Source organism: Nonomuraea sp. bgisy101, assembly GCF_057708945.1.
In genome coordinates this window covers 82,197-109,072 of the sequence record NZ_JBYITD010000018.1, presented here as the reverse complement: position 1 = coordinate 109,072, position 26,876 = coordinate 82,197, and the positions used below count along the sequence as shown (strand labels likewise).

At 71.5% G+C, this 26,876-nt stretch carries 13 protein-coding genes and 1 pseudogene; 6 read left to right on the top strand and 8 right to left on the bottom strand.

All coding sequences use genetic code 11. The features are described 5' to 3' along the window. Nucleotides 1-825: 825 nt before the first annotated feature. Both AC3EO4_RS30755 and AC3EO4_RS30750 read right to left on the bottom strand, forming a co-directional pair. Complete coding sequence (locus AC3EO4_RS30755; RefSeq protein ID WP_431898836.1) at nucleotides 826-4,857, bottom strand: S8 family serine peptidase; 4,032 nt, start codon at nucleotides 4,855-4,857, stop codon at nucleotides 826-828. Between the two features lie 218 nt (nucleotides 4,858-5,075). Further along, nucleotides 5,076-7,922 (bottom strand): ATP-binding protein, encoded by a 2,847-nt coding sequence (locus AC3EO4_RS30750; RefSeq protein ID WP_431898835.1) that lies wholly within the window; start codon nucleotides 7,920-7,922, stop codon nucleotides 5,076-5,078. 203 nt (nucleotides 7,923-8,125) lie between these two features. On the opposite strand from AC3EO4_RS30750, the pseudogene AC3EO4_RS30745 reads away from it, so the two are divergent. Then, nucleotides 8,126-8,502 (top strand): annotated as a pseudogene (locus AC3EO4_RS30745) (IS5/IS1182 family transposase); the annotation flags it as partial. Between the two features lie 125 nt (nucleotides 8,503-8,627). Here AC3EO4_RS30745 and AC3EO4_RS30740 read toward each other — a convergent pair. Then, complete coding sequence (locus AC3EO4_RS30740) at nucleotides 8,628-9,299, bottom strand: hypothetical protein (RefSeq protein WP_379577178.1); 672 nt, start codon at nucleotides 9,297-9,299, stop codon at nucleotides 8,628-8,630. A gap of 211 nt (nucleotides 9,300-9,510) precedes the next feature. Between AC3EO4_RS30740 and AC3EO4_RS30735 the strand changes: the two genes are divergently transcribed. Next, the gene (locus tag AC3EO4_RS30735; protein ID WP_431898834.1) at nucleotides 9,511-12,282 is read left to right on the top strand and encodes an AfsR/SARP family transcriptional regulator; all 2,772 of its coding nucleotides are present in this window, start codon (nucleotides 9,511-9,513) and stop codon (nucleotides 12,280-12,282) included. On the opposite strand, the gene AC3EO4_RS30730 is transcribed toward AC3EO4_RS30735, so the two are convergent. Continuing rightward, nucleotides 12,269-12,463, bottom strand: a complete 195-nt coding sequence (locus AC3EO4_RS30730; protein ID WP_379577182.1) for a hypothetical protein — start codon at nucleotides 12,461-12,463, stop codon at nucleotides 12,269-12,271. The two genes, AC3EO4_RS30735 and AC3EO4_RS30730, sit on opposite strands and share 14 nt — an antisense overlap. A gap of 25 nt (nucleotides 12,464-12,488) precedes the next feature. Further along, nucleotides 12,489-15,494 (bottom strand): AfsR/SARP family transcriptional regulator, encoded by a 3,006-nt coding sequence (locus tag AC3EO4_RS30725; RefSeq protein WP_431898833.1) that lies wholly within the window; start codon nucleotides 15,492-15,494, stop codon nucleotides 12,489-12,491. 83 nt (nucleotides 15,495-15,577) lie between these two features. Between AC3EO4_RS30725 and AC3EO4_RS30720 the strand changes: the two genes are divergently transcribed. Together AC3EO4_RS30720 and AC3EO4_RS30715 are read left to right on the top strand one after the other, a co-directional pair. Next, nucleotides 15,578-16,051 carry a hypothetical protein gene (locus AC3EO4_RS30720; protein ID WP_379577186.1) on the top strand — a complete coding sequence of 158 codons (474 nt, stop codon included), beginning with the start codon at nucleotides 15,578-15,580 and terminating at the stop codon, nucleotides 16,049-16,051. Nucleotides 16,052-16,139: 88 nt separating this feature from the next. Further along, on the top strand, nucleotides 16,140-16,694 hold the full coding sequence (locus tag AC3EO4_RS30715; protein ID WP_431898832.1) for a hypothetical protein: 555 nt from the start codon (nucleotides 16,140-16,142) through the stop codon (nucleotides 16,692-16,694). Nucleotides 16,695-16,929: 235 nt separating this feature from the next. On the opposite strand, the gene AC3EO4_RS30710 is transcribed toward AC3EO4_RS30715, so the two are convergent. After that, nucleotides 16,930-20,472, bottom strand: a complete 3,543-nt coding sequence (locus AC3EO4_RS30710; protein ID WP_431898831.1) for an NPCBM/NEW2 domain-containing protein — start codon at nucleotides 20,470-20,472, stop codon at nucleotides 16,930-16,932. 118 nt (nucleotides 20,473-20,590) lie between these two features. On the opposite strand from AC3EO4_RS30710, the gene AC3EO4_RS30705 reads away from it, so the two are divergent. After that, on the top strand, nucleotides 20,591-22,783 hold the full coding sequence (locus tag AC3EO4_RS30705; protein ID WP_431898830.1) for a discoidin domain-containing protein: 2,193 nt from the start codon (nucleotides 20,591-20,593) through the stop codon (nucleotides 22,781-22,783). Here the strand turns inward: AC3EO4_RS30705 and AC3EO4_RS30700 are convergent. Both AC3EO4_RS30700 and AC3EO4_RS30695 read right to left on the bottom strand, forming a co-directional pair. Continuing rightward, a complete protein-coding gene (locus tag AC3EO4_RS30700) occupies nucleotides 22,753-23,262 on the bottom strand; it encodes a hypothetical protein (RefSeq protein WP_488186360.1) in 510 nt (169 codons plus the stop codon). The genes AC3EO4_RS30705 and AC3EO4_RS30700 overlap by 31 nt on opposite strands. Before the next feature lie 71 nt (nucleotides 23,263-23,333). Then, nucleotides 23,334-25,181 carry a hypothetical protein gene (locus tag AC3EO4_RS30695; protein ID WP_431898829.1) on the bottom strand — a complete coding sequence of 616 codons (1,848 nt, stop codon included), beginning with the start codon at nucleotides 25,179-25,181 and terminating at the stop codon, nucleotides 23,334-23,336. Nucleotides 25,182-25,292: 111 nt separating this feature from the next. Here AC3EO4_RS30695 and AC3EO4_RS30690 point away from each other — a divergent pair, with 111 nt between their 5' ends. Beyond that, complete coding sequence (locus AC3EO4_RS30690) at nucleotides 25,293-26,831, top strand: MmpA family trehalose lipid delivery protein (protein ID WP_431898828.1); 1,539 nt, start codon at nucleotides 25,293-25,295, stop codon at nucleotides 26,829-26,831. Nucleotides 26,832-26,876 lie beyond the last annotated feature (45 nt).

Here is a 26,876-nt window from a genome sequence, read left to right as displayed (position 1 = left end):
CGTCGCCTCGGGTAGCCGCGACTCGCCGGTGCGGCCATTGTTCGCGTAAAGGGAGTACTGCCCTTTACTTCAACACATGAGCGCGCGTATCCGGAAAGACGCGGGATTGAGCGATAAACGCGTCGAATAATAATGCTTTCCCGCTACGTGCCCTACCGGCTTGCAGGTCATCCAGTTGGGCGGTACGGCCCTGCGGGCTTGTCCGGCGGGCGAGCGTTGAGCGCGCCGGTGCGGGCCAGCCGGCGACCGGGTTCGAGGTTGTCGCGGGTGCGAGGTGAACTCCGGTAGACGCGTCGTTGCGTGGCGCTGCGCGCGCCGGAGTGCTCGTCAGACAAACGCCTTGGTGGCGAACAGTCCGAGGCCGCCCGATACGCGTCGGCGGTCAGGTCGTGGCCCCGGACGTGGCTGGGTTGTGGAAGCGCCTCGGTGCCGCTCGCGGACGCCGACCGTGCGCGAGCGGGCTCGGACTGCCGTGTTGCGCGCCCGCTCAGGGAGCCGTGGGATCAGCGGCGTGGAAGGGCGAGGGCGCAAAGCGCGAAGGCGACGGCGAAGGCGGCCTGCACGATCATGCACACGGCGAGTGCGGTTGTGTATGTGACGCCGACAGGTGCGACTGACCCGACAGTAACTGCGGCGAGTAGCCCGCCGGCTACGGCGACGCCGAGACCCATTCAGCGTCTACCGCTTCTTCTTGCTACTGCTGTTTCGGCCGACCGAGATCACTTTCCCGGTTTTGTTGTTCTTGACAACCCGGATTCTTGCGGATCGCCCGTCACGCTGGGCTGGTGACCGCGGCCGCCGGGCGGGTGGCCGCGGTCACCTCGGTCAGCGGAGGTTGAACGCGCGGAGGGTGGTCTGCCTGACGCGGTTGCCCGCCGCGTCCCACGCCTCCACCTTCAGGCTCACCGCGCCCTTGGTGGCGCGGTAGGCCGGGTATCCCGCGCCGGCGGTGTAGACGCCATCCCGGCTCCGCTTGAGGTCGGCGGGCTGCCAGGTGGCGCCGTCGTCGGTGCTGGTCCACAGCCGCACGCCCGAGATCGCCGGCATCTTCGCCGCCGACGGCCCGTGGTAGGCCTCCAGCTCGAACGTGTGCCTGCGCCCGGCCGCGACCGTGTTCGCGGCGGACAGGCTGTCACCGAGGTCGTAGCTGACGTAGACCGCCGGGGTGGTGCGGCACTGCTCGACCAGCCCGTCCACGAACCAGGCGTAGCAGTTGGAGCCCGGCCTCAGCTGCTCCTTTGCCGGCGGGGCGGTGAACGTCCACTCGATGTCCTGCAGGTCGTTCTTGGCCGTCAGCCGGTAGACGCCCTGCTCCTTGGGCAGAGGGTAGCGCGGCAGCGTGTCGAACCCCGGCAGAGGGGCGTTCGGGATCTCCTTGCCGTCGCGGTACAGGTGCAGGTCGTACCGGGGCGCCAGGTCGCCGAACGCGACGCCGTCGTCGCGCCGTTCCCCGACCCCGCTGACCATGGACGGGGTCACCCACAGGTTGCCGTCGTGCATGCAGATCGCGCACGGCACCCCGATGACGAGCTGCTGGAGCGGGGCCGCGTCCGGGTCGCCGCCGAGCGCGTACAGCTTGTCGGAGGCCGTCGAGGCGCCCGGCGTGCTCGGGGTGGCGAACCACTGCTGGCGGGTGCTGCCCGGCCGGTCGAAGACGTCGGCGCGGTATCGGGTCTCCTGGACCTCCGCGCCGGGTTCGGACGTGACGAGAGCGGACATGCCCGCCTCGCTCACGATCTTGGGGTCGAGCGGCCAGACCCACTGCGACCTGCGCTCCGGCATGGGGGAGGCCCATTGCAGGATGTTGGTGTTGGTCACCGCGTAGGAGATGTCGTCGGTCTTCCACGTGCTGCGCCAGTTCATGTACTTCGTGTACGGCCCGGCGTGCACATCGAAATCGACCCGGTGCAACTGGCGCTCGGTCACCTTGTACCGCATCGAGTCCGGGACGCGCCCGTTGGCGTACGGCTTGAACACGTAGGAGTACGGCGTGTTCGGCGTGCCCTCGACCCGGATGGTCACCGGGCCGCGACCGGCCTCCTGGCGGATCTTCGTGCCTTCGGCGTTGGAGACGTAGGCCACGGGGATGTTGACCGGCTTGAACGGCCCGCTGAACGGCTTCTGCGTGATCTGCAACGGGATCGGGCAGGCGGAGGCCCGCTCGTTGAAGACCAGGACGCCGGCGGCGCCCGCGTCCCTGATCGGGCCCACGCGCTCGATCTGCAGGCCGCACGCCGTCCCGAAGATCCCCTCGGCGGGCTCGGCGTCGATCAGCACGAGCGCGCCGCGCAGGTCCTTGCCCGCGAGGTCCTCGGGACGGCCCTTGCCGGCGTCGACCACCCGCAGGTCCTTGGTGCCCTCGAACGGGACGTACCCGGGGTGTATCTCGCCCGCGTCGATCGTGTGGACCCGGGAGACCGGGTGCAGGGTCGTGCGCCTGGGCGTGCGCATGGTCATGGTGACCTCGGGCACGCCCAGCTCCCACTGGCCGGTGAAGCGGAAGCCGCCCTTGGTGACCTTCTTGGTCGGCAGCGCCCACACCTTCTCCCATCCGCCGAGCGGGCGGCCCGCCAGGAGCGTGCCGCCGAAGACCTTGCCGTTCGGCAGGGTGCGCTGGAAGAAGACGTCGTAGGTGTTGTTCAGCGGCTGCGCGGTCTTCGGGGCGCTGAAGCTGATCTCGGTGGCCTTGCGGGCGTCGAGAGTGATTTCGGTGTCGCCGGTGACGGTCAGCTCGGGCTCGAACAGCCAGGCCCGGTTGGCGCGGTCGTCGCCGTCCACCCAGTCGAGCACCTGCAGCAGGCTGACGGTGCCCGCCGGGACCCGGGTGACGACCAGGCCCTCGTCGTCGATGCGGCTGGGGCCGAGTTCGCCCTTGGCGCCCTCGACGTCGAGCACGCTCATGGCCGTCGGGGTGCGCGGCCTGCCGTCCCGGTCCAGGGTGCGGATGGTCAGGTCGTACGTGGGGACGTCACGTACCGCGCCGAGCGGCGTGGTGAGCCGCACGCCGTCGGCCTCGGCCGTCACGGCCCCGCTGTAGGTCCCGACGGAGAGCTCGGCCGGGTCGAGGGTGACGGTGGTGCCGGCCGTGCCGCCGGCGGGGACGGTCAGCGTCGCGTCGGCGAGGACCGGCTTCGCACCGCCGTTCATCGCGGCCTTCAGCGTGAGCGTGGCGGGCTGGTCGCCCAGGTTGCGGTAGGAGATCTGGCCGGTCTTCGGCGCGCTGCCGCCCTCCAGCAGGCCGAAGTCGACGCCGCCGCTGTCGGCGAACACCTGCTGCCGGGTCGCGCGGTCCAGGTCCACCCGGCCGGCGCCCTGCTCGTAGACCGTGAAGCCGTCGTCCTTGGAGGTGGACATCAGGGCGGTCTTGAGCTGCCGGCCCGTCCAGTCCGGGTGCTGCTGGGCCAGGATCGCGACGGCGCCGGCCACGTGCGGCGTGGCCATGGAGGTGCCGGAGGCGCCGGTGTAGTGCTCGTCCACCGGGGAGCCCATGGCGGTGCCGGCCGCCCGCGCGGCCACGATGTCCACGCCGGGCGCGGCGATGTCGGGCTTGAGCCCGCCGCCGGGGCGCGGCCCGCGGCTGGAGAACCCGGCGAGCTGGTCCTTCTTGTCCACCGCGGCCACTGTCAGCGCGGCGTCGGCCGCGCCGGGCATGCTGATCGTCTCCGTCTCGTACAGGTTGCCCGCGGCGACCACGAACAGCGTGCCGGTCTCGGCGGTCAGGTCGTTCACGGCCTGGCTGAGCGGGTCGGTGCCGTCGCTGGGCGGGCCGCCCAGGCTCATGCTGACGGCCTTGGCACCGCTGCGCGCAGCCCACTCCATGCCTTCGATGATCCACGACTCCTGTCCGGAGCCGGTGTCGTCGAGCACCTTGCCGACGATGAGCTGCGCGCCGGGGGCGACGCCCTTGTACTTGCCGCCCGAGGCCGCGCCGGTGCCGGCGATGGTCGAGGCGACGTGCGTGCCGTGTCCGTGCCCGTCCTGGACGGGCAGGTCGGGGACGAACGACTTGCTGTCGGCGATCTTCCCGGCCAGGTCGGGGTGGCCGGTGTCGGCGCCGGTGTCCAGGACGGCGATCTTGACGCCGGTCCCGTCCTGGCCGCGCTCCCACGCCTGATGGGCGCCGATCATGGGGACGCTGACGTCCAGGTCGGCCTTGACCTTGGCGTCCAGCCAGAGCCTGGCGATGCCGCCGCGCAGCGTGCCGGGTGCCTTGGCCAGGCCCTGCCCGGCGGTCCGCGCGCCGCGTACGGCCTCCCAGAACGTGCCCGCCTCGGCCTTGGTGACGTCGAGGGCGGAGGCGTGGATGCTCTCCAACGTCCGGGTGGGGTCGCTGGCGGGGACGGCGGCGGCCGAGCGTTTGACCGCGGCCTCGGGCTGGTCGCTCGGGTATTGCACGATGACCGGCAGCCGCTTGGCGACGTCGTCGGAGTAGCCGTTCTCGGCCAGGTACTTGACGTCGAACAGCCGCCTGTCCACCAGCCCCGCCTGGACGGCGGCGACCACGTCGTCCGGTAGCACGAAAACGCCGTCCGGGGTGAACTGGGTGAACAGGTTGATCCGGCGGCCGTCCTGGCGCGTGCCGGGGGCCGTCTCGACGCGGTACTGGCCGGCGGCGGACCGGGTGAGCTGGACCTTGTCGCCCGTGATCAGCGTGACGACGACCTTCTGGGCGCGCACCCCGGACAGGGTGACGTCCTTGGCGGCCTGCGAGGGGGCGGCGGGAGCGGCAGGGGAGGGGGCGGGGGTGCCGGGCGCCGCGGCGGTCGCCGGTCCGGCGGTCAGCACGCCGGCGAGTACGGTGACCGCGGTCAGCAGGACGCCTGTCCGGCGTGCCAGCGGGGGGCGGGGCAGTGCCATGGTGGCCTTTCTGGCGGGGAGAGGGGGTCAGACGGGTTCGAAGCCGTCCGGGGGGCGAGGGGGCTCCGGGGGCTCATGGTGAAGGGAGGGGCCACCGGGAACGGGGTCCTCCGGCGGGCCGGGATCTTCGGTGGTTTCGGACATGCCGAAAGTGTCGCGGCAGCCGTATGGGGTGGGGTATGGGGTGCCCTATGGGGAAAAATCCCCAATTTGGGGATTCAGCCGCCGGGGGGGAGGTGGCGGGCCAGCTCCGTCCGCGACCGCGCCCCGACCTTGCGCATGGCCGCGCTCACGTGCTTGTCCACCGTCTTCGGCGACAGGAACAGCTCCCTTGCGATCTCCTGGTTGGTCAGCCCCTCGGCCGCCAGCCGGGCCACCTGCTCCTGCCGGGCCGACAGCGCGTGGTCGTTCCCCGCCTGCGCGGGCGCGCTCTGCGCCGCAGGGCGGACGCCCCACCTGCGGCCCAGCCCGGTCGCGCGGTCGAGGTCCCAGCGCGCCCCGAGGTCGGCGTACACCGCGACGGCCCGGCCGAGCCGCCCGGCGGCCTCGGGGTCGTCGAGGGCGAACAGGCAGGCGGCGGCCTGCTCGCCGGCCTGCGCGGCCTCGTACCGCGCAGGGATCAGCTCGAAGGCGTCGGCCGCGGCGGCGAACTCCGCCGCGGCCCGCGCCCACTGCCCGTCGGCGGCGGCCAGCAGACCGCGGGCCTGCGCGAGCGCGGGCGTGGCCAGCGGCGCGTCGAGCCCGGCCAGCCGGGCGGCGTGCCGCGCGACGACGTCGGCGGCCTCGTCCGGACGGCCCGCCGCCAGCAGCGCCTCGGTCAGCGCGGGCAGTGCGCGGACCGCCACCGGCCACAGCTCGCTCGCCTCCCAGCGGAGGCCCGCCTCGACGGCCGCCTCGATCGCCGGCTCCGGCTCGCCCCGCGCGGCGGCCAGCCTGAGCAGCATGGCCAGCGGCAGCACAAGATCGTCGAACTGCCTCCGGGTACGGGCCTCGGCGGCGGCGTCGAGCAGCGGCGGCAGCGCGGCCTCCTGGCGGCCCTGCACCGCGGCCAGGCAGGCGGTCACGATGTCGACGAGGATGCGCTCGTGCGGCTCGTCGCCGAAGTGGTCGCGCAGCTCCTGGAGCCTGGCCGGCAGCCCGTGCCAGGAGCCCTCGAAGTAGTCGGCCGCGGCCAGGTTGACCAGGCAGCGCAGTTCGAGCCGCTCGCGCAGGTCGGGTTCGGCGCCGTCCTCGACGGCCGCGGTCAGCAGGCGGCGGCCCTGGCGGTGGTGCCCGCTGAACAGGGCCGCGCCCCCGATGGAGCGGTAGGCGTTGACCTCGCGGCGCAGCAGCCGCCGCCCGCCGGTCTCCCGCAGCAGGTCGCCGGCGAGCGCGGCCCAGCGCGGATCGCCCATCACCACGAAGATCATCGCGATCTTGCCGAGCACCAGCATCCGCATGGCCGGGTCGGCGACGGCGGGCAGGGTCGCGAGCGCCCGCTCCAGCCAGGACCTGCTCTCCTCGGGCGGCAGGTCGCTCGGCGGGCGGCCGACCCCGGCCATGGCCCACGCGGCCAGCCCCGGCTCGCCCGCGAGGTCGTCGGCGGCCCGCGCGAAGGCCTCGCCGATGCGGGCGCCGTCGGTGCGGGTGCGCTCCAGGTGCAGCGCGAGCAGCAGGCGCAGGTGGCCGCGGAGCGGGGGCGGCACGTCCTGCTCCAGCGCGCCGGTGACCAGGTCGGCGACCGGCGGTGGGCGTAGCAGCTCCAGAGCGGCCCAGCCGAGCTTCACCGTCAGCTCGGCCCGCCGGGGCGCGGGCAGGTCTGTATCGCGCAGCACGTCCTCCAGCAGGCGCGCGGCCTCGGCGTCGTCGCCCAGCCTCGAGGCCTGCTCGGCCGCCTCGATCGCGGCCTCCACCCACTGTCCGGCCTGGCCCGCCTGGCGCAGGTGGTGCGCCAGGCGTCCCAGCGGCACCGGGCGCAGCCCGCGTACGGTGTCGGCGGCGGCGGCGTGCAGGGCCTGCCGGCGGCCGAGCGGGATTGCCTCGTAGACCGCCTGCGCCGCCAGCACGTGACGGAACCCCACCAGCCCGCCGGTGTCGGCGAACAACCCGGCGCCGAGCACCTCGTCGATCGCCCCAACGTCGGGCCCCGACAGCAGGGCGACGGGCACGGGGAGCTGCAGCACGGCGGCGCGTTCCGCCACCTCCTTGGCGTCGGGGGAGAGCCGGGCCACCCGTTCCTGCACCGAGGCGCGCACGCCGCTCGGCACGTCCAGGTCCTCCAGCGCCCGCCGCGCCCAGCCGCCCTCCCACCGGATGAGCGTGCCGCGGTCGCGCAGCAGCGCCAGCAGCTCCTGCACGGCGAGCGGCAGGCCGGAGGCCCGCAGGCACAGGTGCTCGGCGAACTCGGCCGTCACCTCCTCGGCCCCGAGGATCGCCGAGGCCATCACCCGCGTCTGGGCGGCGTCGAGCGGCGGCAGCACCAGATGCTCGGCCGTGATCGTGTCGGGGGCGCGCGCCGTGATCGCGCGTACCGCCCCGGACGCCTCCTCGCTCCGGTACGTCAGCACCACCCGCAACGTGCCCGGCAGCACGGACATCAGGTACGTCAGGAACTCGACCGTCTGCCCGTCGGCCCAGTGGAGGTCCTCCACCGCCAGGACGGCGGGGCCGAGCGCGGTCAGCACCTCGGCGAGCCCCCGGAAGACCCGGTGCCGCTCGGCCGCCCGGTCGTCGAGCGGCGGCGGCGTCTCCGGCAGCACCCCGGCCAGCTCGGGCAGCAGCTCGCGCAGCGCCCCCGCGACCGGTGACAAGGCCGCCCCGGCCAGCTCGGGCGCGCGTCCGCGTAACGCCTCGACGACGGGCCCCAGCGGGAACGGCTCCCTGATCTGCACGCAGGCTCCGCTCAGCACCCGCAGGCCCGCCACCGCGGGACCGCCGAGCAGCTCGGCCGTCAGCCTGGACTTGCCGATGCCGGCCTCGCCCTCGACGACGGCCACGGCGGGCGCCCCGGCGACCAGCGCGACGAGCCGGGCGAGCTCCCTCTCCCGCCCCACCAGAACCGGGGAGACCACCCGCCCTGCACGCACCCGCTCATTCAACTGCACCGGAAGTCTTAGATCAACGTCACGGCGGCCGCCGCTCCCGGCCTCCGGACCTGGGCGGCTCAGGCGGGTTCGACGCCGTCGTAGTCGATCAGCGGGTGGCGCGGCCCGCGCGGCACCGGGCTGGGCCGAGACGGCGGCGGGTCGGCATACCAGCCGCGGGTTGCGCACGCACCAGCTCGCCAGAATTGGTCAGCGCCCTGGTCACCGACGCGCTCACCCTGCTGGACCATCTGGTCGGCCAGGACCTGGACGAGTCCGCTGCCCGCGCGGTCGGCCTGCCGGCCTTGATCGCCGGCCAAGACGTCGAACCCGCCGACGGCAGCGACGGGCGGTGGGCAGATTGCCCGCCGCACCGCACCCGACCGGATCATCTCCACCGTCGACCCCGAGGCCCGCCATATTCACCAGAGCCGGCAGTAGCGACGACGGCTACAAAGCCCACCTGGCCGTCGTACCGGAGACCGGCCTGTTCACCGCGGTGACGTTACGGCCTGGATCGGGCGCCGACCACCACGAGGCCGCCGTCGCCCCCGATCTGCTTGCCGCCGAAAGCAGCCCGCTGCAGGACCTCTTCGCCCTCCTCGAGGGCCGCGCCGGTTTCACTCACAGGTCGGCTGTAGCGGCGATCGGGGCAACGAAAGGACCCCTGGATTCCAGGGGTCCTCACCTATCTAGATGGTCGGGAGATCAGCCCCTGCTCCAGTAGTAGTCCCAGTTGCCGTTGCCGTACGTGTCGATGGTGATGTTGGGGTACACCTTCTGGACGCAGATGACCCGCGGCGGGCAGTAGTGGAAGGCGCCCTGGGTGTAGGTCCGGTACACCCACCGGTTGCCGTAGTAGTCCCACTGCGCGTTGTTCCGGACGCCCTCGTAGGACCAACCCAGGGCGGCAGCCCATCCATAGACGTATCCGCTGATCTGGGCCGGGCTGATGGACGTCACCTGGCTACCGTTGGAGCACCAGTCGACCTGCTGGCGGTAGCGCCAGATGGTGCTTCCACTCACGTTGTTCATGTAGACGGTGACCCAGGCCGCGTTGCAGCCCGCCAGAGCCCCGTCGGGGTTGGCCAGGGTGGTGCGGGGATCGGCGGGCCCGGTCCCCTTCTCGACCTTCATCTCGGTGGCGACGGCCTTGGCATAACGGGGGTCGGCCGCGGCTGTCTTGTTGATGACTTCGATGTCCCTGATCGCCTGCTTTTCCAGCTTGCCGAGCAACTGGTTCTTGAATTCTTCGGGGGATGCGGCAGGGGGAGGTGCGGTCGGGTCGCCGGCGGGTGAATCGGCGGCGAACGCCTGGCCAATTCCTGTGGCGGCCAGGGATGTTGTCAGGAATAACGTGACGGCCAGCTTCTTGATCATTATCCTGGTCTCCTTCTGCTGGGGGGATGCGCGGAGACGGCCCATCGGTCGCTGCGATTCGTCACAGCTTCATCAGGAGGTCGGCTTTGCGCTGTTAGTCCCCGATGACATCTGCAGGCTGCCACGAGCGCCTGGCAGACGGATGGCAGGCCGCTGGAAGGACCCTGGCGGCCGCCACAGCACCGATACAGGTCACGAAGGAGCGGCAGGGTTGGAAATCCGGCTGTTGGGCCCGCTGGAGGTGCGGGATCAGCAGGGTGCGCTCATCCCGGTCACCTCGGCCAAGCAGCGGGTGGTGCTCGCCGCGCTCGCGCTTCGGGTCAGGCAGGTGGTGCAGGTCGAGGAGCTGATCGACTGTCTGTGGGACGAGTCCCCACCGGCGACCGCGCGGGAGACCGTGCACAGTCATGTCATGCGGCTGCGCAAGGCGCTGGCCGGGAGCGGGCGGATGCCGCTGCTCACCCGCGCGCCCGGCTATCTTCTCGACATCGAGCCGGACGGCATCGACCTACACCGGGTGCAGGCACTGCGCAGCCAGGCGGAGGGCCGGAGTCCCGAGGGCGCCGCCACGATCTTGAGGGAGGCGCTCGACCTGTGGCGGGGGCCGATGTTGGCCGACGTCAACTCCGCGGTCCTGCGTTCGCGGCACGTCAGAGCATGGGAGGACGTCTGGCTCCAGACCATGGAATGCCACGTCCGCGCCGAGCTGGCGATGGAACGTCACGTCGAACTCCTGGGCACCCTGCGGTCCCTGGTGGCCTCGCATCCCCTGCACGAAGGCTTCCGCGGGCAGTTGATGACCGCCCTGAGCGCCTGTGGGCAACGGGCCGAGGCGCTGCGGGAGTATGACGAGGCCCGCAAGCTGATGGTGGTCGAGCTGGGTATCGAGCCGGGCCGACAGCTGAGGCTGATCCACGAGCAGATACTCGGCGCCGACACGCGTCCGGAACCGCCACCGCCACCGCTGCCTGGGCCGGCCGCGGCCCTGTTGCCGCTGGACGTGTACGGCTTCGTCGGCAGAGAAGGCGAACTCGCCCGGCTCGACGCGATCCTCGCCGCTGCCGGGCGGCAGCCCACCGCGGTGGTCATCTCCGCCCTGCTGGGCACCGCCGGAGTGGGCAAGACCGCACTGGCCGTGCACTGGGCTCACCGGGTCCGCGACCGCTTCTCCGACGGCCAGCTGTACGTGAACCTGCGTGGCTTCGACCCCTGCGGATCTCCGATGTCGGCGGCGGAGGCGGTACGCGGGTTCCTGGACGCGCTCGGGGTAGCGGCGGAACGGATCCCTGCCACGCTGGAGGCCCAGGTCGGCCTGTACCGCGGCCTGCTGGCCGGTCAGCGGGTCCTGATCGTGCTGGACAACGCGCGTGACGCCGAGCAGGTCCGCCCGCTGCTGCCCAGCTCTCCCGGCTGCCTGGTCCTGGTGACCAGTCGCAACCAGCTGGCGGGACTGGTCGCCGCGGAAGGCGCACACCCGCTACCGCTGGACCTGCTGCCGGTGGCCGAGGCCGGTGAGCTGCTTGCCCGCCGCCTGGGCGCCGAGCGGGTCGCGGCAGAACCGGACGCGGTGGAGGAGATCATCGCCAGGTGTGCACGGCTGCCGCTGGCGCTGACGATCGTGGCCGCCCGCGCCGCCACCTACCCGGGGTTCCCGCTCGCCGCCCTCGCCGCCGAGCTGCGTGAGGCGGGCGGTGGTTTGGACGTGTTCGACTGCGGGGATCCGGCCACGCAGGTCAGGGCGATGTTCTCCTGGTCGTACAACGCGCTCACCCCTGGCGCCGCCCGGCTCTTCCGGCTGCTGGGCCTGCACCCGGGCCCGGACCTGGCCCTGCCGGCCGCGCAGAGCCTGGCCGATGTCCCCGGGCGGCAGCTGCGCCCGCTGCTGGCGGAGCTGATCCACGCCCACCTGGTCGTGCAACACGTTCCGGGCCGCTACGCCCTTCACGACCTGCTCCGTGCGTACGCCGCCGAACTGGCCGGCGCCCGCGAGCCGGAGGTCGAACGGCAGGCGGCGGTGCACCGGATGCTCGACCACTACGTGCACTCCGCGCATGCCGCCACTCGGCTGCTCAACCCGCACCGAGATGGGGTCGATCCCACCCCACCCCTGTCCGGGGCCGTCTGCGCGGAGCTCGCCGATCACGATCAGGCCCTGGCCTGGTTCACCACTGAGCACGCCGTACTGCTCGCCGCGATCACTCACGCCTCGAGCGCCGGGTTCGACGGCCACACCTGGCACCTGGCCTGGACACTCGCCGACTATCTGGACCGCCGGGGCCGCTGGCACGATCAGGCACTGACCCAGGAGGCCGCCCTGGACGCCGCGCGACGTCGGCGCGACCGGCTCGGACAGGCGCAGGCCCACCGAGACCTCGGCTGGGCATACACCCGGCTGGGCCGCCACGACGACGGCCACGCCCACTTCCAGCTTGCGCTCGAACTGTACGGCCAGCTCGGCGACCGCGGCGGCCAGGCCCACACCCACGGCAACCTGTCCAGCGCGCTCGACATGCAGGGCCGCTACGAGGAGGCCCTCGACCACGCGCAGCAGGCCCTCGCGCTGTGCCGGGCCACCGGCCACCGAGCCGGTCAGGCCAGGGCACTGAACGCGGTCGGCTGGCACTACGCGCTGCTCGGCGACCACCACCGGGCGCTCGACTACTGCGAGCAGGCACTCGCCGTGCTCGAGGAACTCGGCGACCGCCGCGGGCAGGCGCACGTGTGGGACAGCCTCGGCTACGTCCACCACCATCTGGGCCGCCACCAGCGGGCCATCGGCTGCTATCAGCACGCCAGGGAGCTGTTCCGCGAGGCGGGCCACCACTATCACGAAGCCGACACCCTTACCCGGCTCGGCGACACCCATGACGCCGCCGGCGATCTCGACGTCGCCCGCCATGTCTGGCGCGAGGCGCTGGTCATCCTCGAGGTGCTCGGTCACCCCGACGCCGATCAGGTCCGCGCCAAACTCACGGATCCATAGCTCGGCTCGCGGACGGCTCGCTCACCCCGCAGGCGAACGAGATGGCTTCGGTGAAGCGTTCGTGCGGGAACGGCTCGCCTTGGGGGATGCTCAGCACTTCATCAGCGACGAGGCTGCGAACCTCGGACAGCGCGCGCCGGTACTCCAGCGGGCCGGGCCGAACCAGGCGGCGTCGGCTCACGCGGGCTGCTGTCCGTCCCGCCGCCTCAGAGCGGGGCGTTCAGCTCCCCTCGTAGCTGGGCCGCCTCGGGGACCTCCATGTCGTCCATGAGCCGCAGAGCCTCCCGCCACTCCTCCGCCGGCAGCCCCTGGTCGGCGCGGAGCCTGGCCAGGCCGACCAGCGCACGGGCCTGCTGGAACCGGTCACCCATGGCCTGCGTGAGCTCCAGCGCCTCCTGATGCCGGGCACCTGCCTCCTTCGGATGCCCGAGCGCGCGCTCCACCTCGCCGAGCCCGTTGAGCGCGCTTGCCTCGAACGTGCGGCTGCCTGACGCGCGGAGCAGCTCCAGGGCGCGTTGATGGTGGTCGAGTGCGCGCTCGTGTTCCCCCCAGGCCAGGTAGATCTCGCCGAGACAGTCGAGCGTCTCCGCCTCCATGTCACGGTCCTCCGTCTCGCGTAGCGCGAGGAGCACCTCCTGGTAGAGGTCGTAGGCGGCCTGGAGGTCGCCGGTCGCGGCATGCACGCGGCCGATGTTGACCATGGAGTTCAGCGCGGAGTAGACGTAGGAGATCGACCTGGCCAGGTCCCGGCCGGCTTCCAGGTGCTCCAGGGCCTCGCCGTACTCGCCGAGCCTGAACAGGGCGTTGCCGATGCCGCCGTGCGAGACGACCACGCCCGCCCGGTCTCCGATCTCGGCGGTGATCTCCATCGCCCTCTCGTGCAGGGGGACGGCGAGTCGGTAGGCGCCGGTGCGCCAGTGGATCTCGCCGATGTGGTTGAGCACGTTGGCCTGCCCGGACAGGTGGCCGCTGCGCTCGAACAGGGCGGCCGCCCGCTCCAGATTCGTCAGCGCGGCGGCGTACTGCCCCCGGAACACCTCGACTATCGCGAGGTTGCCCAGCGCGCGGCCCTGGCCGTGTGGGTCGTCCAGGGTCTCCCAGAGCTCAACGGCACGGCGGAAGCTCTCGTGCGCCTCGTCCAGTTCGCCGTTGCGGATCAGCGCCACGCCGAGCGCGGTGAGCGCCGACGCCTCTCCCATCAGGTCGCCCGTGGCGTGCGCGGCACGTGCCGCACTGCGGTAGAGACGCCTGGCCTCCTCCTGCTGCCCGGCCATGTCGAGGTGCCGCACCAGCATCCGGCCGAGATCCCTGCCGAGCGCGGGTGACCGGATGAGCGCCATGTCGGCGGCTGCCACCAGGTTGGAGCGCTCGGCCTCCATCCATGCCTGCGCCTGCGCCGGATCGGGGAACGGTTCGGCGTCGGGCCGGATGACGACCTCTCCCGGCAGAGCGAGACTGATGGCGGAGGACAGGCGGTCGAGGTAGTGGTCGAGCAGCCGCGTCACGGCCTCGTCCTGCTCGCCGCCGCACTCGGCCGAGTAGGCGCGCAGCAGATCGTGCATGCGCCAGCGGCCGGGCTGGTACGGCTCGATCAGCCGCGCCTCGGCGAGCGCTCCGAGCAGGTCGGCGGCCTCGCCGGTCGAGCAGCCTGTCAGCACCGCCGCGGCGCCCGGCTCGATGTCGGGACCCGGGTGCGCGCCCAGCCGGCGGAACATCAAGGCCACCGGCTCCGGCAGCGTGCGGTAGGACCAGGAGAACACGGCCCGCACGCTGCTGAGCGGATCGCCCGCCACCTCGAGCAGGTCCAGCCTGTTGCTCGCCGATCGGAGCTCGGCCACCAGGTCAGGCAACGGGCGGTCGCCACGCGCTGCCCTCTCGCCCGCGACGCACAGCGCCACCGGGAGGTGGGCGCACAGCCGCGCCAGCTCTCGTAACGATGCGGCGTCGCCGTACGGGACGAAGGTCCGCAGCAGTGACTCGGCCTCGGCCGGGGTGAGCGTGCCGATGACGATGCGTTGTGCGCGCTCGCGGACGACCAGGCCATGGAGCGGCACGCGGCTGGTGATCACCGTGGCGCAGCTGTCCGCCGTCGGGAGTAGCGGCCTCACCTGCTGCTCGGAGCGGGCGTTGTCGAGGATGATGAGCATCCTGCGCTGGTCAAGCAGGGCGCGGAAGAGCGCCGAACGGGCGTCGAGCCCGCCGGGGATGCGGGCCGGTGCGGTGCCGAGTGCGGCGAGGAAGTCGCCGAGCACGCGGGCCGGGTCCGCGGGGCCGGTCGGTGCGTGGCCGCCGAGATCGGCGTAGAGGCTGCCGTCGGGAAAACGCTCGCGCACCCGGTGCGCCCAGCGCACGGCGAGCGCCGACTTGCCGACGCCCGCCATGCCCTCGATCGCGGAGATCACCAGCGGCGTCCGGCTGCCCAGCACCTGGTTCATCGCCGTCAACTCCCTGGCGCGCCCGACGAATCCCGGCACGTCGTACGGCAGGCCGGCAGGAACGGGCGCGGCCTCCTGCCGGTCCAGCGCGCTGTCACCTTCGAGTATGCGCTGATGGAGCCGGCGCAACCGCGGTCCCGGCCCGATGCCGAGCTCGTCGGACAGACGCCGGCGGAAGGCCAGGTAGCAGTCCAGGGCCTGCGGCGTGTTCCCGGCGCGGAACAGCGCGGTCATCAGCACCGTCACGACTCGCTCCTCCAGCGGATGCTCGGCGAGCACACCAGTCAGCCTGTCCACGGCGGCGGTGTGACGGCCCCGCGCGGTCTCCTCCTCGGCGAGCCGGAGCTGCGCCGACAGGTGGAGCGCGATCAGACCAGCACGGACCTGATCCGCCCACTCGCCCTCGATGCCGGGTAGCGGCTTGCCCCGCCAGGCCTCCAGCGCCGCGGCGGGGTCCGTGGCCTGCAGGCGCTTGAATCGCAGCGCGTCGACGAGGGCGGGTTCGACGTCGATGAGGTAGCCGCCGCCGCGGCGTAGGAGCCGGACCCCGGAGGGGGCGAGGATCTTGCGCAGCCGGGTGACGTAGCCGTAGAGCACGTTGAGCGCCGAGTCGGGCGGGTCGCTGCCCCACACGCGGGACACCAGTTCGGCGGTCATCACCGGCTCGCGGGCGTCGATCAGCAGCGCCGCAAGAACGCAGCGCTGCCGGCTGTGCCCAGTGTCGATCTCGCGGCCACCGTCCTCCAGTCCGACCCAGCCGAGCAGCCTGAATTCCACGCGCTCTCCCATTCAAGGATTCTTCAAGGTTTTTCGCCCGCCTCTCACTCATGGTCGTATCACCTCACTCCGTAAGGGGGACCATGAAAACGACGAAGATGGTGGCCGCGGCCGTCGCAGCGAGCGTGCTGCTGCCTGCCGTACCGGCTCGGGCGCAGGCGACGGCCGACCCGAGCCCGATCAGCCGGCTCTGGCTCAGCGCCGACCGCACCTCTTTCACCGGCCGTTGCGTCAACGGCTACCCGGCGGACAGCACCGGGCGGCGCGTGCCGTTCCGGTTCACGCTCTCGGTCGAGGTGCGGCGGGCGCCGGTCTCGCTGCGCTGGCGGCTCTACGCGGCCAACCGCGCCTACCGGTGGCACCAGCTCGACTTCACGCTGGAAGGCGGCGGCCAGCGCATGGCGCCCCAGACCAACCTGATCGTCCACCAGAGCGTCCGGCGCATCAGCGCGGCCGTCCACTACGACGACGGCGTCCACTACTCCAACCCGGTCGACGTCTCGGTTCGCTGCGTGTCCCTGCGCGACGACGTCGTCCCCAACCCTGTCGGCGGATGAGGCTCCTGAGCGCGCTCGTGGCCGCCCTCTGCTCCGCCCCCGCCCCGTACCACCTATCGACTTTTCCAAGACAGGCAAGGAGATCACCATGAAAGCACGCCGACTGCTCGCCGCCGCGCTGGCTCTCGCGCTGCCCCTGGCGGCCGGGTTCGCCACGATGCCGGCGAGCGCGACCGTCCGCACCCCGTTCGATCACTGCGACGGCGGGGACGCCCCGGACCGCGTCCTGCACGCCACCCTCGACGGGGAGGACCCGCGGGGAGTGAGTGTCGGCACGCTCCTCCCCGGCGACGTCTTCTCCGCGAGCACCGACAACTTCTCCATCCTGCGCATCGACTGGTGGGGCACCACGAAGGACCCGGACGGCGACGAGGGCCGGATCGCCGGGCCCGGCTGGCCGGCGCCGACGCTCGCACCGTACATGCTGATGGTGAAGGCGTTCTCGCGGGTCACGAACCGGCCGATCCGGCTCGACGACGGCGAGCTCAGCACGACCGCGTGGCGGCCCGTCGGGTCCAACAGCCCCTGCTACATCTACCAGGGCTCGTCGAGCGGTCGCCTCCGGTTCCAGGTCAACGACCCCAAGCGGGACGACAACGGCGGCCAGGAGAACATCACCGTCCTCGTCTTCCGTCGACCCTGACCCATGCGGCGAGGCCCATGTCGCGCCCAGGTCGGTTGCGCGCACCGGCGATCACCACATCGGCCTCGGCCGTACGGGTGTCATGGTTGGGTGGTGCACTTCCGCCAGACCCGCCGACCACGTCTCGGGATCTACCGCTGTCACAGGGATCAATGATCATGAAGAGGGCGAAGCGGAACAAGTGCCGTTGCAGTATCAGCGCGGGACACGCCGGTGCGTGTCCTGCGCTAGGGGGTCAGCAGGTGAAGCGGGCCGAGGCCCAGTCTGCGTGGTCACCGGTGTTGCCGTTGCCCGCGTCCTCGACGACCAGGTCGACGTACTGGGCTCCGGTCAGCTCGGCGGTGACGGGGACAGGCACGGAGGTACCGGTGAGGACCGGTGAGGTGTAGACGGCCTTGCCGTCGGCCACCACTTTGAAGACCACCGACCCGTAGTCGGGGATCTCGTCGTCCACACCGACCGTCGCGGTGAGGGAGCCGCAGCGGCCGCCCGCGTAGTAGGAGACAGTGGAGGGCGCGTGCGTTCCCAGGCCCTTGGCGTGGACGACGCCGCCGAGGCTCAGCACGCGGCCGTCGCCGGCGCCGCTGTCGCCGTTGCTGAGGTCCTTCTCCACCGGCCCCCACCCGTTGGTGGCCGACAACCACGGGTGGTCGGAGGCCCAGACCTCCCCCTGGGGAGGCGCGGGCAACTGCTTGGTGGCGACGGTCGCGGCGAAGACGTGGATCGCCCCGTTGTCCGGCATCGTGATGGCCACGACCTGCTTGTCGGGGTTCAACCGGACCTGCTGGTAGAAGATCCGGTACTCCACTGTCGGGTACTGGTTGGGACCGGCCGCGGTGTTCTTCCCCATGGTGGCGAAGGCGGTCACGGAGCCGTAGGCACTGGGGTTGAGGCAGCACCAGTTGGCGAAGCCGAGCTGGGCCGTCGAAACACTCCCGTCGGCGTAGTGCAGGGTCAAGGTGCCCGCCGCCGAGCCGCTGGTGCCGGTGCCCAGGAAGGCCAGGGTGTTGCCCTGCCCCTCGACGGCGATGGTCTGCCCGCGCCCGGTCACGTTGTCGGGGGAGCCGTTGGGCCAGGTGAAGGAGACGCCCTGAGCTTGGACGCGCGCGCCGGGGGTGAGCCCGATCGTTGCCAGCCGCTGCCAGGAGAAGCTGGAGCCGCCGCCGTCGATGTTGCCCTTCGCGGTGTCCGCGTCGTCGGTGATGCCGGCGTTGTCGAAGGCCGCGGCCAGGTTCCGGTGCGGCACGCGCGAGGCGACAGCGGCCGTGGCCGTGCGCTGCTCGACATGGGCCTTGTAGGAGGCCGACGCGATCAGCGTGACCGCACCCGGCTTGGCGTTCTCGGGCACCGTCACAGCCATCCTGCGAGTGACGCTGTCGCCTACGATGCCCACCTTGGTAGGACTGCTCCAGGTCAGCCCGAGCTCGACGTCGCGGGCCGGCAGCCCAGTCCGGTTGGTGAAGGTGACCGGCACCTCGACGGTGCTGCCCGGGGCGATCAGCGCGGGCAGCTCCGCGGCGACCGTGACGTCGCCGTCGCCAGGGAAGAGCCCGCCGACCACGCCCGCGCCGATCAGCTCGACCTCGGCCGGCTCCACCGCCGCCAGCCTGATCTTCACCAGGGTGCCCTCGGCGTACCAGCCCGGCGTCCCGTCCTCGTAGGCCGCCTTGGTGATCTTCTCGTAGGGCCGCTTGCCGTACAGGATCGCGGCCGGCGCCCGTCCGGTGTGGACCACCAGCTCGTACGGCTTCGCCGCGACCTGGTAGGGACCAGTCGCCGCGGCAATGCCGATCTTGATGACGCCGATCCCCTTGTCCGGCGCGTCCACGGTGAAGCGCTGCGTGGCGGAGACGCCCTCGCGGTAGGCACGCGTCTTGCCGTCGTCAAGGTAGAGGTCGAAGGCGGAGTCGCCGAGCGGATAGATGTCGAGGGTGAGCGGGTCGCCCGGCTTGACCTCGGAGTGGTTGTTGATCCCGGCGCGGTGCATGGGCACGATCGCCCCGGCCCGGACGAAGAGCGGCAGCCGGTCGAGCGGCGCGTGGTAGCCGTCGATCGTCTTCGGCCCGTCGTGGACCTGGCCGCTCCAGTAGTCCACCCAGCGCCCCTCGGGCAGGTAGATGCCGTTGCGCACCTGCCCCGCAGTGGAGACGGGCGCGACCAGGAAGTCCCGCCCGGCCAGGAACTGGTCCTTGGCTGCGGCGGCCTTCTCGTCGCGCGGGTACTCCAGGGCCAGCGCCCGGTTGACCGGCAGACCGGTGCGGTGCGCCTCGGCGGCGTAGGTGTACAGGTACGGCAGGAGCCGCTCGCGCAGCTTCAGGTAGCGCCGGTTGATCGAGGTGTACGGCTCGCCGCGGGCCCAGGGCTGCTTGTCCTTGGCCGCCCACCCGGACATGCTCATCAGCACCGGGGTGAAGGCCTTCCACTGCAGGTCACGCACGTAGGACTCGTCCGTGCCGCCGAAGATGCCATCGATGTCACCCGCGGTGAACGGCATGCCGGACATCCCGGCGCCGGTGATCGCTGGGATCTGCCAGCGGATCGCGTCGAGCGTGCCGTCGTGGTCGCCGGTCCACTGCACGGCGCACCGCTGCGACCCCGCCCAACCCTCGACCATCCACGCGTAACCGCGCGCATCGGAGTAGCGCTCGATGCCGCCGTGCGCGTCCTCGCAGGCGGTCAGGGCGTGCCGGTATCCGGCGCCGACCCAGGCCACGTCCAGCTTGCGCACGCGCACGCCCGCCGTACCGACCTCGTACTGCTGGTTGTCCAGCCTCGACTCGGTCCACAGCCCGAGCTGGATGCCGCGCTCGCGCAGCTGCTGCCCGGTCCAGTCCAGCCGCTCGTAGCCGCAGCCGTAGCCGTCGTTGACCAGCATCCAGCCGCGCGGCATGTCGTGGTCGACGTAGCCTTGGGCGACCTTGACCGCATCCTCCGGCGTGCGCTGACCGCGGTTGGCGTTCTTGTGATAGCAGTCGGCGTCGCCCAGCTCCAGGCCGTAGATCGGCGGCATCATGGGCCGGCCGGTCAGCTCGGTGTAGCGGTCAAGCGGGGTCTTCAGGTCGTACGGCTGCGCCGCGACGAAGTAGTAGGCGTCGAAGCGCTGCTCCTGGTGGGTCAGGACGCTCGGGCGGCGGAAGTCGTAGCCGCCAGGGGCGAAGGTGTTGCGGAAGGCGCCGTAGCCGGCGGTGCTCATGTAGTACGGCGCCGCGTTGGGGTTGCCGCCGTCGTCCCAGTCGAAGTCGCGGGTGATCCGGATCGTGCTGCCGGTGTGCTCCAGGCGGCCGTTCTGCATGCCACCGCCGAAGAAACGCTCACCCTCCGCGGGCTCGAGGGCCTGGCGCGCGCCCGTGGCGTCCCAGCTCAGCGGGGCACTCTCGGCCCAGACCAGGCTGCCGTCGGCTCTCCTGACGCTGAACCGGACAGGCTTGCGGGTGACGGCGACGGTGAGCGCTCCGGTGGAGATCTCGTAGCGGTCGTCCAGCTCCTTGCTGCTGCTCTGGACCGCCGGGTAGTCGGTCTTGACGACCAGCTTGGCTCCCTCGCCGGTGTTGGCCGGGTCGGTGAAGACCCCGTCGGGGGCCAGTTCGAGGCGGAAGACGTCGTCACGCTGGAAGGTGAGGCGGAGCTTGGCGCTGCCCGCCGTGATCGTGTAGGCGCCGTCGTCGGCGCCGAATCCGGTGATGGAGTCGAGGGTATCGGCGTGGGCCGTGGCAGGGATGGCCACGACGGCCGACGCGCCCAGGACCAGGGCGGCTAACCAGGTCGCGGGTTTGCGCATTCGCGATGCCTCCGGGGGGTGAGTGCTGCGCGTTTGTGCTCACACCGTATGGTGGCGCGACAAAATTCGGCAAGAGGGGGTCTAGACCGGTCTGGTCCGGGTTCGGTAGACAATGGGCATGCGTGTTGTGATTTCCATGGCGCTCGCACTGAGCGTCATCGCCCCCCTCCCCGCCTCCGCCGCCTCATCGAGGGTCGCTGCCTCCGATGGGGCCAACCCTCCGCCCGTCGTCGTGCCGGCCCTGCAGAGCTGGAGCGGCGGGACGGGCACCTTCGAGCTGCCCGACCGGCCCAAGGTCTCGGGCGAGCTGGCCGAGCAGGTCGCCGCCGACCTGAGCGAGGTCACCGGCAAGGAGGCCAGGGCCACCAGCGGCCGGGCCGATGTCGAGTTGGAGCTCGACCCCTCGCTGACGACCGGGCCGGAGAGCTACCGGCTCGACGTCTCCACGGACGGGGTCCGGATCACCGCGCCCACCGCCAGGGGCCTGTTCTACGGCAGCCGCAGCATGCTGCAGATCCTCGCCAGGGACGCCGACCGGTCCAGCCTCCCGGTCGGGACCGCCGCCGACTGGCCCAACTACCCCTCGCGCGGCTTCATGCTCGACGTCGGCCGGCGCTACTTCACCCCCGAGTTCATCCGCGACTACATCCGCATGATGGGCTGGTACAAGGTCAACGAGCTGCAGCTGCACCTCAACGACAACGAGATCAAGGCGCCCGGCGACGACTGGAGCAAGGCCTACTCGGCCTTCCGGCTGGCCAGCGACAACCCCGCGTTCGCAGGGCTGGCCGCCCAGGACGGCGCCTACACCCGGGCCGACTGGGACTCCTTCGAGGAGACCGCCGCCGCCAACGGGGTGACGCTCGTCCCCGAGATCGATGCGCCGGGACACGCGAGAGCCTTCATCGCCTTCAAACCGGAGCTCGGCCTGAACGGCGGCGACTCCGACCACCTGGACCTGTCCAAGCCGGAGTCCACGGCCTTCATGAAGTCGGTCTTCGACGAGTTCACGCCCTGGTTCCGCGGCAAGGACGTGCACTACGGGACCGACGAGTACACCGCCGACCGGCAGCTGTACCGCACGTTCTTCAACGACATGGCCGCACACCTACGCACGCTGGGCAAGCACCCGCGCGCCTGGGGCAGCGCCACCGCCATGACCGGAACCGCCGACGGTTACGACCGAGACGTGACGATCAACAGCTGGAACAACGGCTGGTACGGACCAGACGCCGCAGTGCGCGACGGCTACTCCTTCATCAACACCAACGACGCCTACCTCTACATCGTCCCGTTCGCGGACTACTACCACGGCAACGGCCTCAGCGGGCAGTGGCTCTACGACAACTGGGAGCCGCACGTCTTCCCCGGCGGCAAGAGCGTCCAGCCGGGCGAGCCGCTGCTGAAGGGCGCCATGTCGGCGGTCTGGAACGACCTGGTGCGCGCCACCTACACCGAGGGCGACGTACACCGGCTGGTGGAGCCGACCTTCGGCCTGCTCGGGCAGAAGATGTGGAGCGGTGCCGGGACCGGCGTGCCCTACGGGACCTTCATGAAGCAGCTGCGGGAGCTCGCCCCCGGCCCGGGGCTGACCAGCCTCGGCTCCACGATCGGCGCGCCCGAGCCGGACGAGCTGTCCTTCGGCGCCTCGGTCACCGCCTCATCCGGCGGTGACCCCACCGTCCTGACCGACGGTTCGCGGCTGACGCGCTGGCAGGCCGATCGCCGCGACCGTGCTCCCTGGGTCCAGCTCGACCTGGGCAAGGCGATGCCGGTCCAGCGGATCGCGGTCGACGGCGACGACGACTACCAGGTCACCGTCTCGACCACGGGCGGCAACTGGGTGAAGGCGAGTCCCGGCGTCACGGCGCGCTACGTCCGCGTCTCCGGCGCTTCGGCCCTGTGGAGCGTGCAGGTCTTCGACGCGCCCGACCTGGCCAAGGGCAAACCCACCACCGCGTCCTCCAGTGAGGTCGACTACTTCGGACCCGCCAACGCCACCGACGGCGACCCGAAGACGCGCTGGGCCTCGCAGTACAGCGACAACCAGTGGCTCCAGGTGGACCTGGGCTCGACACAGCAGATCAGCCGGGTGCTGCTGGACTGGGAGGCCGCGCGCGGCCAGGACTACGACGTCCAGGTCTCCGGCGACGGCACGACCTGGCAGACCGTCTCGCAAGTGCGCGGCAAGACCGGGGTCGGCGTGGACAGCCTCGCCTTCGCCCCCATCTCCGCGCGCTACGTGCGGATGCTGGGTCTCAGACGGGCCACCACCTTCGGCTACTCGCTGTTCCGGTTCGAGGTGCGCTGACCGGTTCGGGTGCCCCGCGCTACTGCCGGCGCGGGGCGCTGCCTTACCGGGGCGCCCGGGGCTCGAATCCGGAACCTACGGATCAAAAGGAGCGGTACAGGGCGTGCACCAGGGCTAGCGTCGACAGGTTGTCTCCGGCCGCGGGTCGGCGCGGACTCCCCGGGTCGGAAGTCGTCGTCGTAGTGGTGGAAGTCGGCGGCCTTGGCCTCCTTCTCCGTGCAGAAGAACGGCCCGTCGAACGGCGTCACCGCGTAGTCCCTGTCCCCGGGGACGTTGTAGCTCATGGCCGCAGCGAAGCCGCTGGCGACGACGGGCAGGCCGCCGCACCTGATGACGTGGTACGGATAGTGCGTCATCGTGTCGACCACCGGTGTGACCGACATGATCGCGTACACGGCCACGGCCGCCACCAGCGCGCGCAGCTGCGAGCACGCCCAGCGCGGGAGCGAGTGTCGGCCATGCCACGTCGAACAGAGCACCGGAGCCGTCGAGACAGCCGCTGCCTGCTCACGTACAGATACGCGTTCAGAAGATCTCGCCCGCGCAGCCGTCAGGGCTCGACCGGCTGGAGCGGAACGGGCGTGCCGTTCTTCGCGGGCGTCGGCACGCCCACCTTGATCTCGCCCACGCACGCACTGCTCCCGCCGAGCGCGCGGATGCCGACCTCAGTGGCCTCGCCGATGATGGTGGCGAACGTCCAGCCGAAGTCCTTGCCCGCCTCGACGTTGGCCTCGGCGCTCCCAAGTCGTATGGCAAGGCGCGCAGGGGCAGGGTTCAGGTATGCCGCCTGCACGGTCCACTCGCCCTTCGGCAGCGACAGCGGAAGGCGGAAGCGCACTTCCCTGGCTCCGACCTCCTGGCACGCGGTGGGCCGCGGGATCGTCAGGCCCTCGATGTTCACCGGGCGTAACCGGCCCGCGTCGTCGAAGGCCAGCACGTTCCGCATCGGCCCGTTCAGCCGTCTCGCCCAGGCCGTTCCCTGCGGCGCGATCGGGCCGAGCACGCGCGAGGCGAGCGCGTAGTCATAGAAGAAGATCGGATAGACCACCTTGCCGGGCACATACCGGTCGAGGACGACCGCGTCGCCCGGCGCCCGCTTCAGCGCCAGCCTGGCGGTTTCGATGTAGCTCTCCACGGGCTCGCCAAGCGGCCTTCGCGCGTAGGCGGCGACCGACCAGACGGAGCCGGCCACGAACGCGCACGCCAGCGCCGCGGCGGCGACCTTGGCGAGCGTCGGCGGGCGCCGCCGCCAAGGCCGCTCCTCACCGGCCAGGGGGACGAACGCCAGCCCGATGACGATGGCGAGCACGCACGCGCTGGAGGCGACGTAGCGCAACTCGAAGCCGCCGAGGTCGGGTCCCATCTGCTGGATCCGGCCGATCATCACGGGCACGACGTCGGCCAGCGCGACGTAGGCCAGCAGGGTCAGCCATGCCAGCCAGGCTCGCCGCCGGTAGAACGCGGAGAAGAGCACCACCACGGCCGCCACTGCCACGCAGACCCAGACCAGCGCCCCGAGCGGAGCGGCGATCGCGTAGTCGTCGCCGATGGGGAGCCATCGCCACGGGCCGCCGAGTGAGGTCGGCACCAGCGAGCCGGACAGCAGGTTCCAGGCGAAGCGCGCCGCCAGCGCGGCGTCGGGCAGCGTCGGCCGCACAGTGTCGTTGGTCAGCTGCACGGAGGTGAACAGCTGACGGAAGAAGATCGCCGAGTAGGCGGCGAGGACGCCCGCGTAGAGGAGCCAAGCCCGCCACTGCCGTCTGTCGAACCCCAGCCACGCGGTGAGCACGAACGCCAGCACCAGGATGAACGGCGCCTTCACGTAGAAGGTCATCGCGAACACCGCCCAGGCCGCGGCGGCCACGGCGTGCCGGTAGCGGCCGGTCCTGACGAACAGGACGTGCGAACTCAACGCCATCGGCAGCGCTATCTGGAACGGCAGCATCTCGATGGCCACCGCCCACCACGACAACGCCGAGATCGTCATCGGCGTGATCAAGTAGAACCCGAGCGGCACCAGGATCGCGGGTCGCGAGCCGAACAGCAGTCGGAGGAACCGCAGCAGAGCCAGGCCCGCCGCGCCCTGGAGCCCGATGACGATCACATGGGCCAGCACGTCGTTGTAGACGCCCAGCCGTCCCATCGCCCACTGGATCGCGAACGGGCCCGGCATCAGGTGGCCATAGTCGACCCGCATCAGGTAGTCCCAGGTCAGGTCGTTGTCCAGGCCCCTGGCGATGAACGTGAAGTCGTCCTGCCTGAAGTATGTCCGCCGGACCAGATCGTACTTCCAGACGAGCTGGGCGGCGATCATCGCCAGCGCGGCACCTACCACGACGTCGCCGCGGAGCCAGTGTCTCCACTCGGCCACCACGCTCTTCTCGGTCACCGCCGCCACTGCGCGCCCCCTTGATTCAAGCGAACATTAGCCACACGCCGTGCGGCGGCCAACCCTGCACCGCGAAGTGCCCGGTCGGGACCGGTGGTCTGGTTGTGGTGTCATATCGGGATGCACCGGTCGCTGCTCCCCGCCCTGCTCGGGCTCGCGCTCGGTGCGCTCGCGCTCGGGCCGGCCCTGGGCTGGGGTTTCGTGCTGGTGCAGGACATGGTGTTCGTGCCGGACCCAGTGTTCTCCACGTTCACGTTCGGGCTGTCGGGCGGGGCGCCGCGGGTGGTGCCGAGCGACGCGGTCGTCACCGCGCTGGCGCAGGTGCTTCCCGCCGAGCTGGTGCAGAAGGCGATCCTGTTGGGGATCTTCGTGCTGGGCTGCTCCGGCGCGGCCCGCCTCGTGCCGTCGGAGTCGGTGGTGCCGCGTCTGGTGGCGGGCGCCTGCTACGCCTGGAACCCGTACGTCGCCGAGCGCCTGCTGATGGGACAGTGGGCGCTGCTGCTCGGATACGCGGGCCTGCCGTGGGTGGTGCGTGCCGCCTGCGGCCGGCGCCTCGCGCTCGCTCTGGTGCCCGCCGCCGTGGGGGGCTTCGCCGCGATGTCGATCTCCGCGCTGACGGTCCTGCCCGTCGCCGCGCAGTGCCGCCGGTGGGTGCGCGTGGGGGCGCTTGTCCTGCTGTTCAGCCTGCCGTGGCTGATGCTCGCGGTGGTGCGGCCGAGGGTGCTCGCCGGTGATCCGGTGGGAGTGGACGCGTTCGCCGCCAGGGCGGACGGGCCGTTCGGGGCCGTAGGGAGCCTGCTGTCTCTTGGCGGGGTATGGAACGCCAACGCGGTCCCGGCGGGCTACGACACCTGGCTGGGCGCGGTGGCCAGGCTGTCGCTGGCCTTGGCGGGTATCGCCGGATTCTGTCTCGCCACGCCCCCCTCCGGCGCGGCGAGAGAGGGGGTGGCCTTGAGGAGGGGGCTGGGGGTCGCGGCCGTCGCCGGGTTCGTGATCGCCTGCCTCGGGGTGTTCCAGCCGGGGCGCGACCTGCTCAGGTGGTTGGTCGGGGTCTGGGGCGGGTTCGCCGTCCTGCGTGACGCGCAGCAGTTCGTCGCGCCGCTCGCGCTGCTCGTCGCCATCGGCCTCGGTCAGCTGACCGCCAGGGTCACAGCGAGATGGGCGGCACTCATGGTGGTGGCGCCGCTGGCCGCGCTGCCGACGCTGACGTGGGGCGCGCTGGACGCCGTGCCGTACCCGAGGGCCTGGATGGAGGCGCGGGCGATCATCCAGCAGGACCGGGAGCCGGGGGACGTGTTGGTGCTGCCGTTCGAGTCGTATCGCAGGTTCTCCTGGAACGGGGGGCGCGCGGTGCTCGATCCCGCGCAGCGGTTCTTCGCCACGCCGGGCCGGGAGGTGGTCGCCGACGACTCCGTGCGGGTCGGCTCGATGGTGGTCGCCGCGGAAGATCCCCGTGCGGAACAAGTAGAACGCGTACTAAAAAGGCCGTCGGAAAGCCTTGCTACAGCAGGGTTTCGGTACGTCGTCGTCGATGCCGGAACCCCGGAGGAGTGGGCGGGCTTCGCGGCCCGACTGGGCGCTGCCAGCCTCCTGCTTGACCGTCGCGAGCTGCGACTGTATCGATTCGAGGGTCCAGTAGCGTCGGTTGCGTCACACTAAGTCACCCGATCGGTGGATTTATAAAATTTCATGTAGCTACTTCCG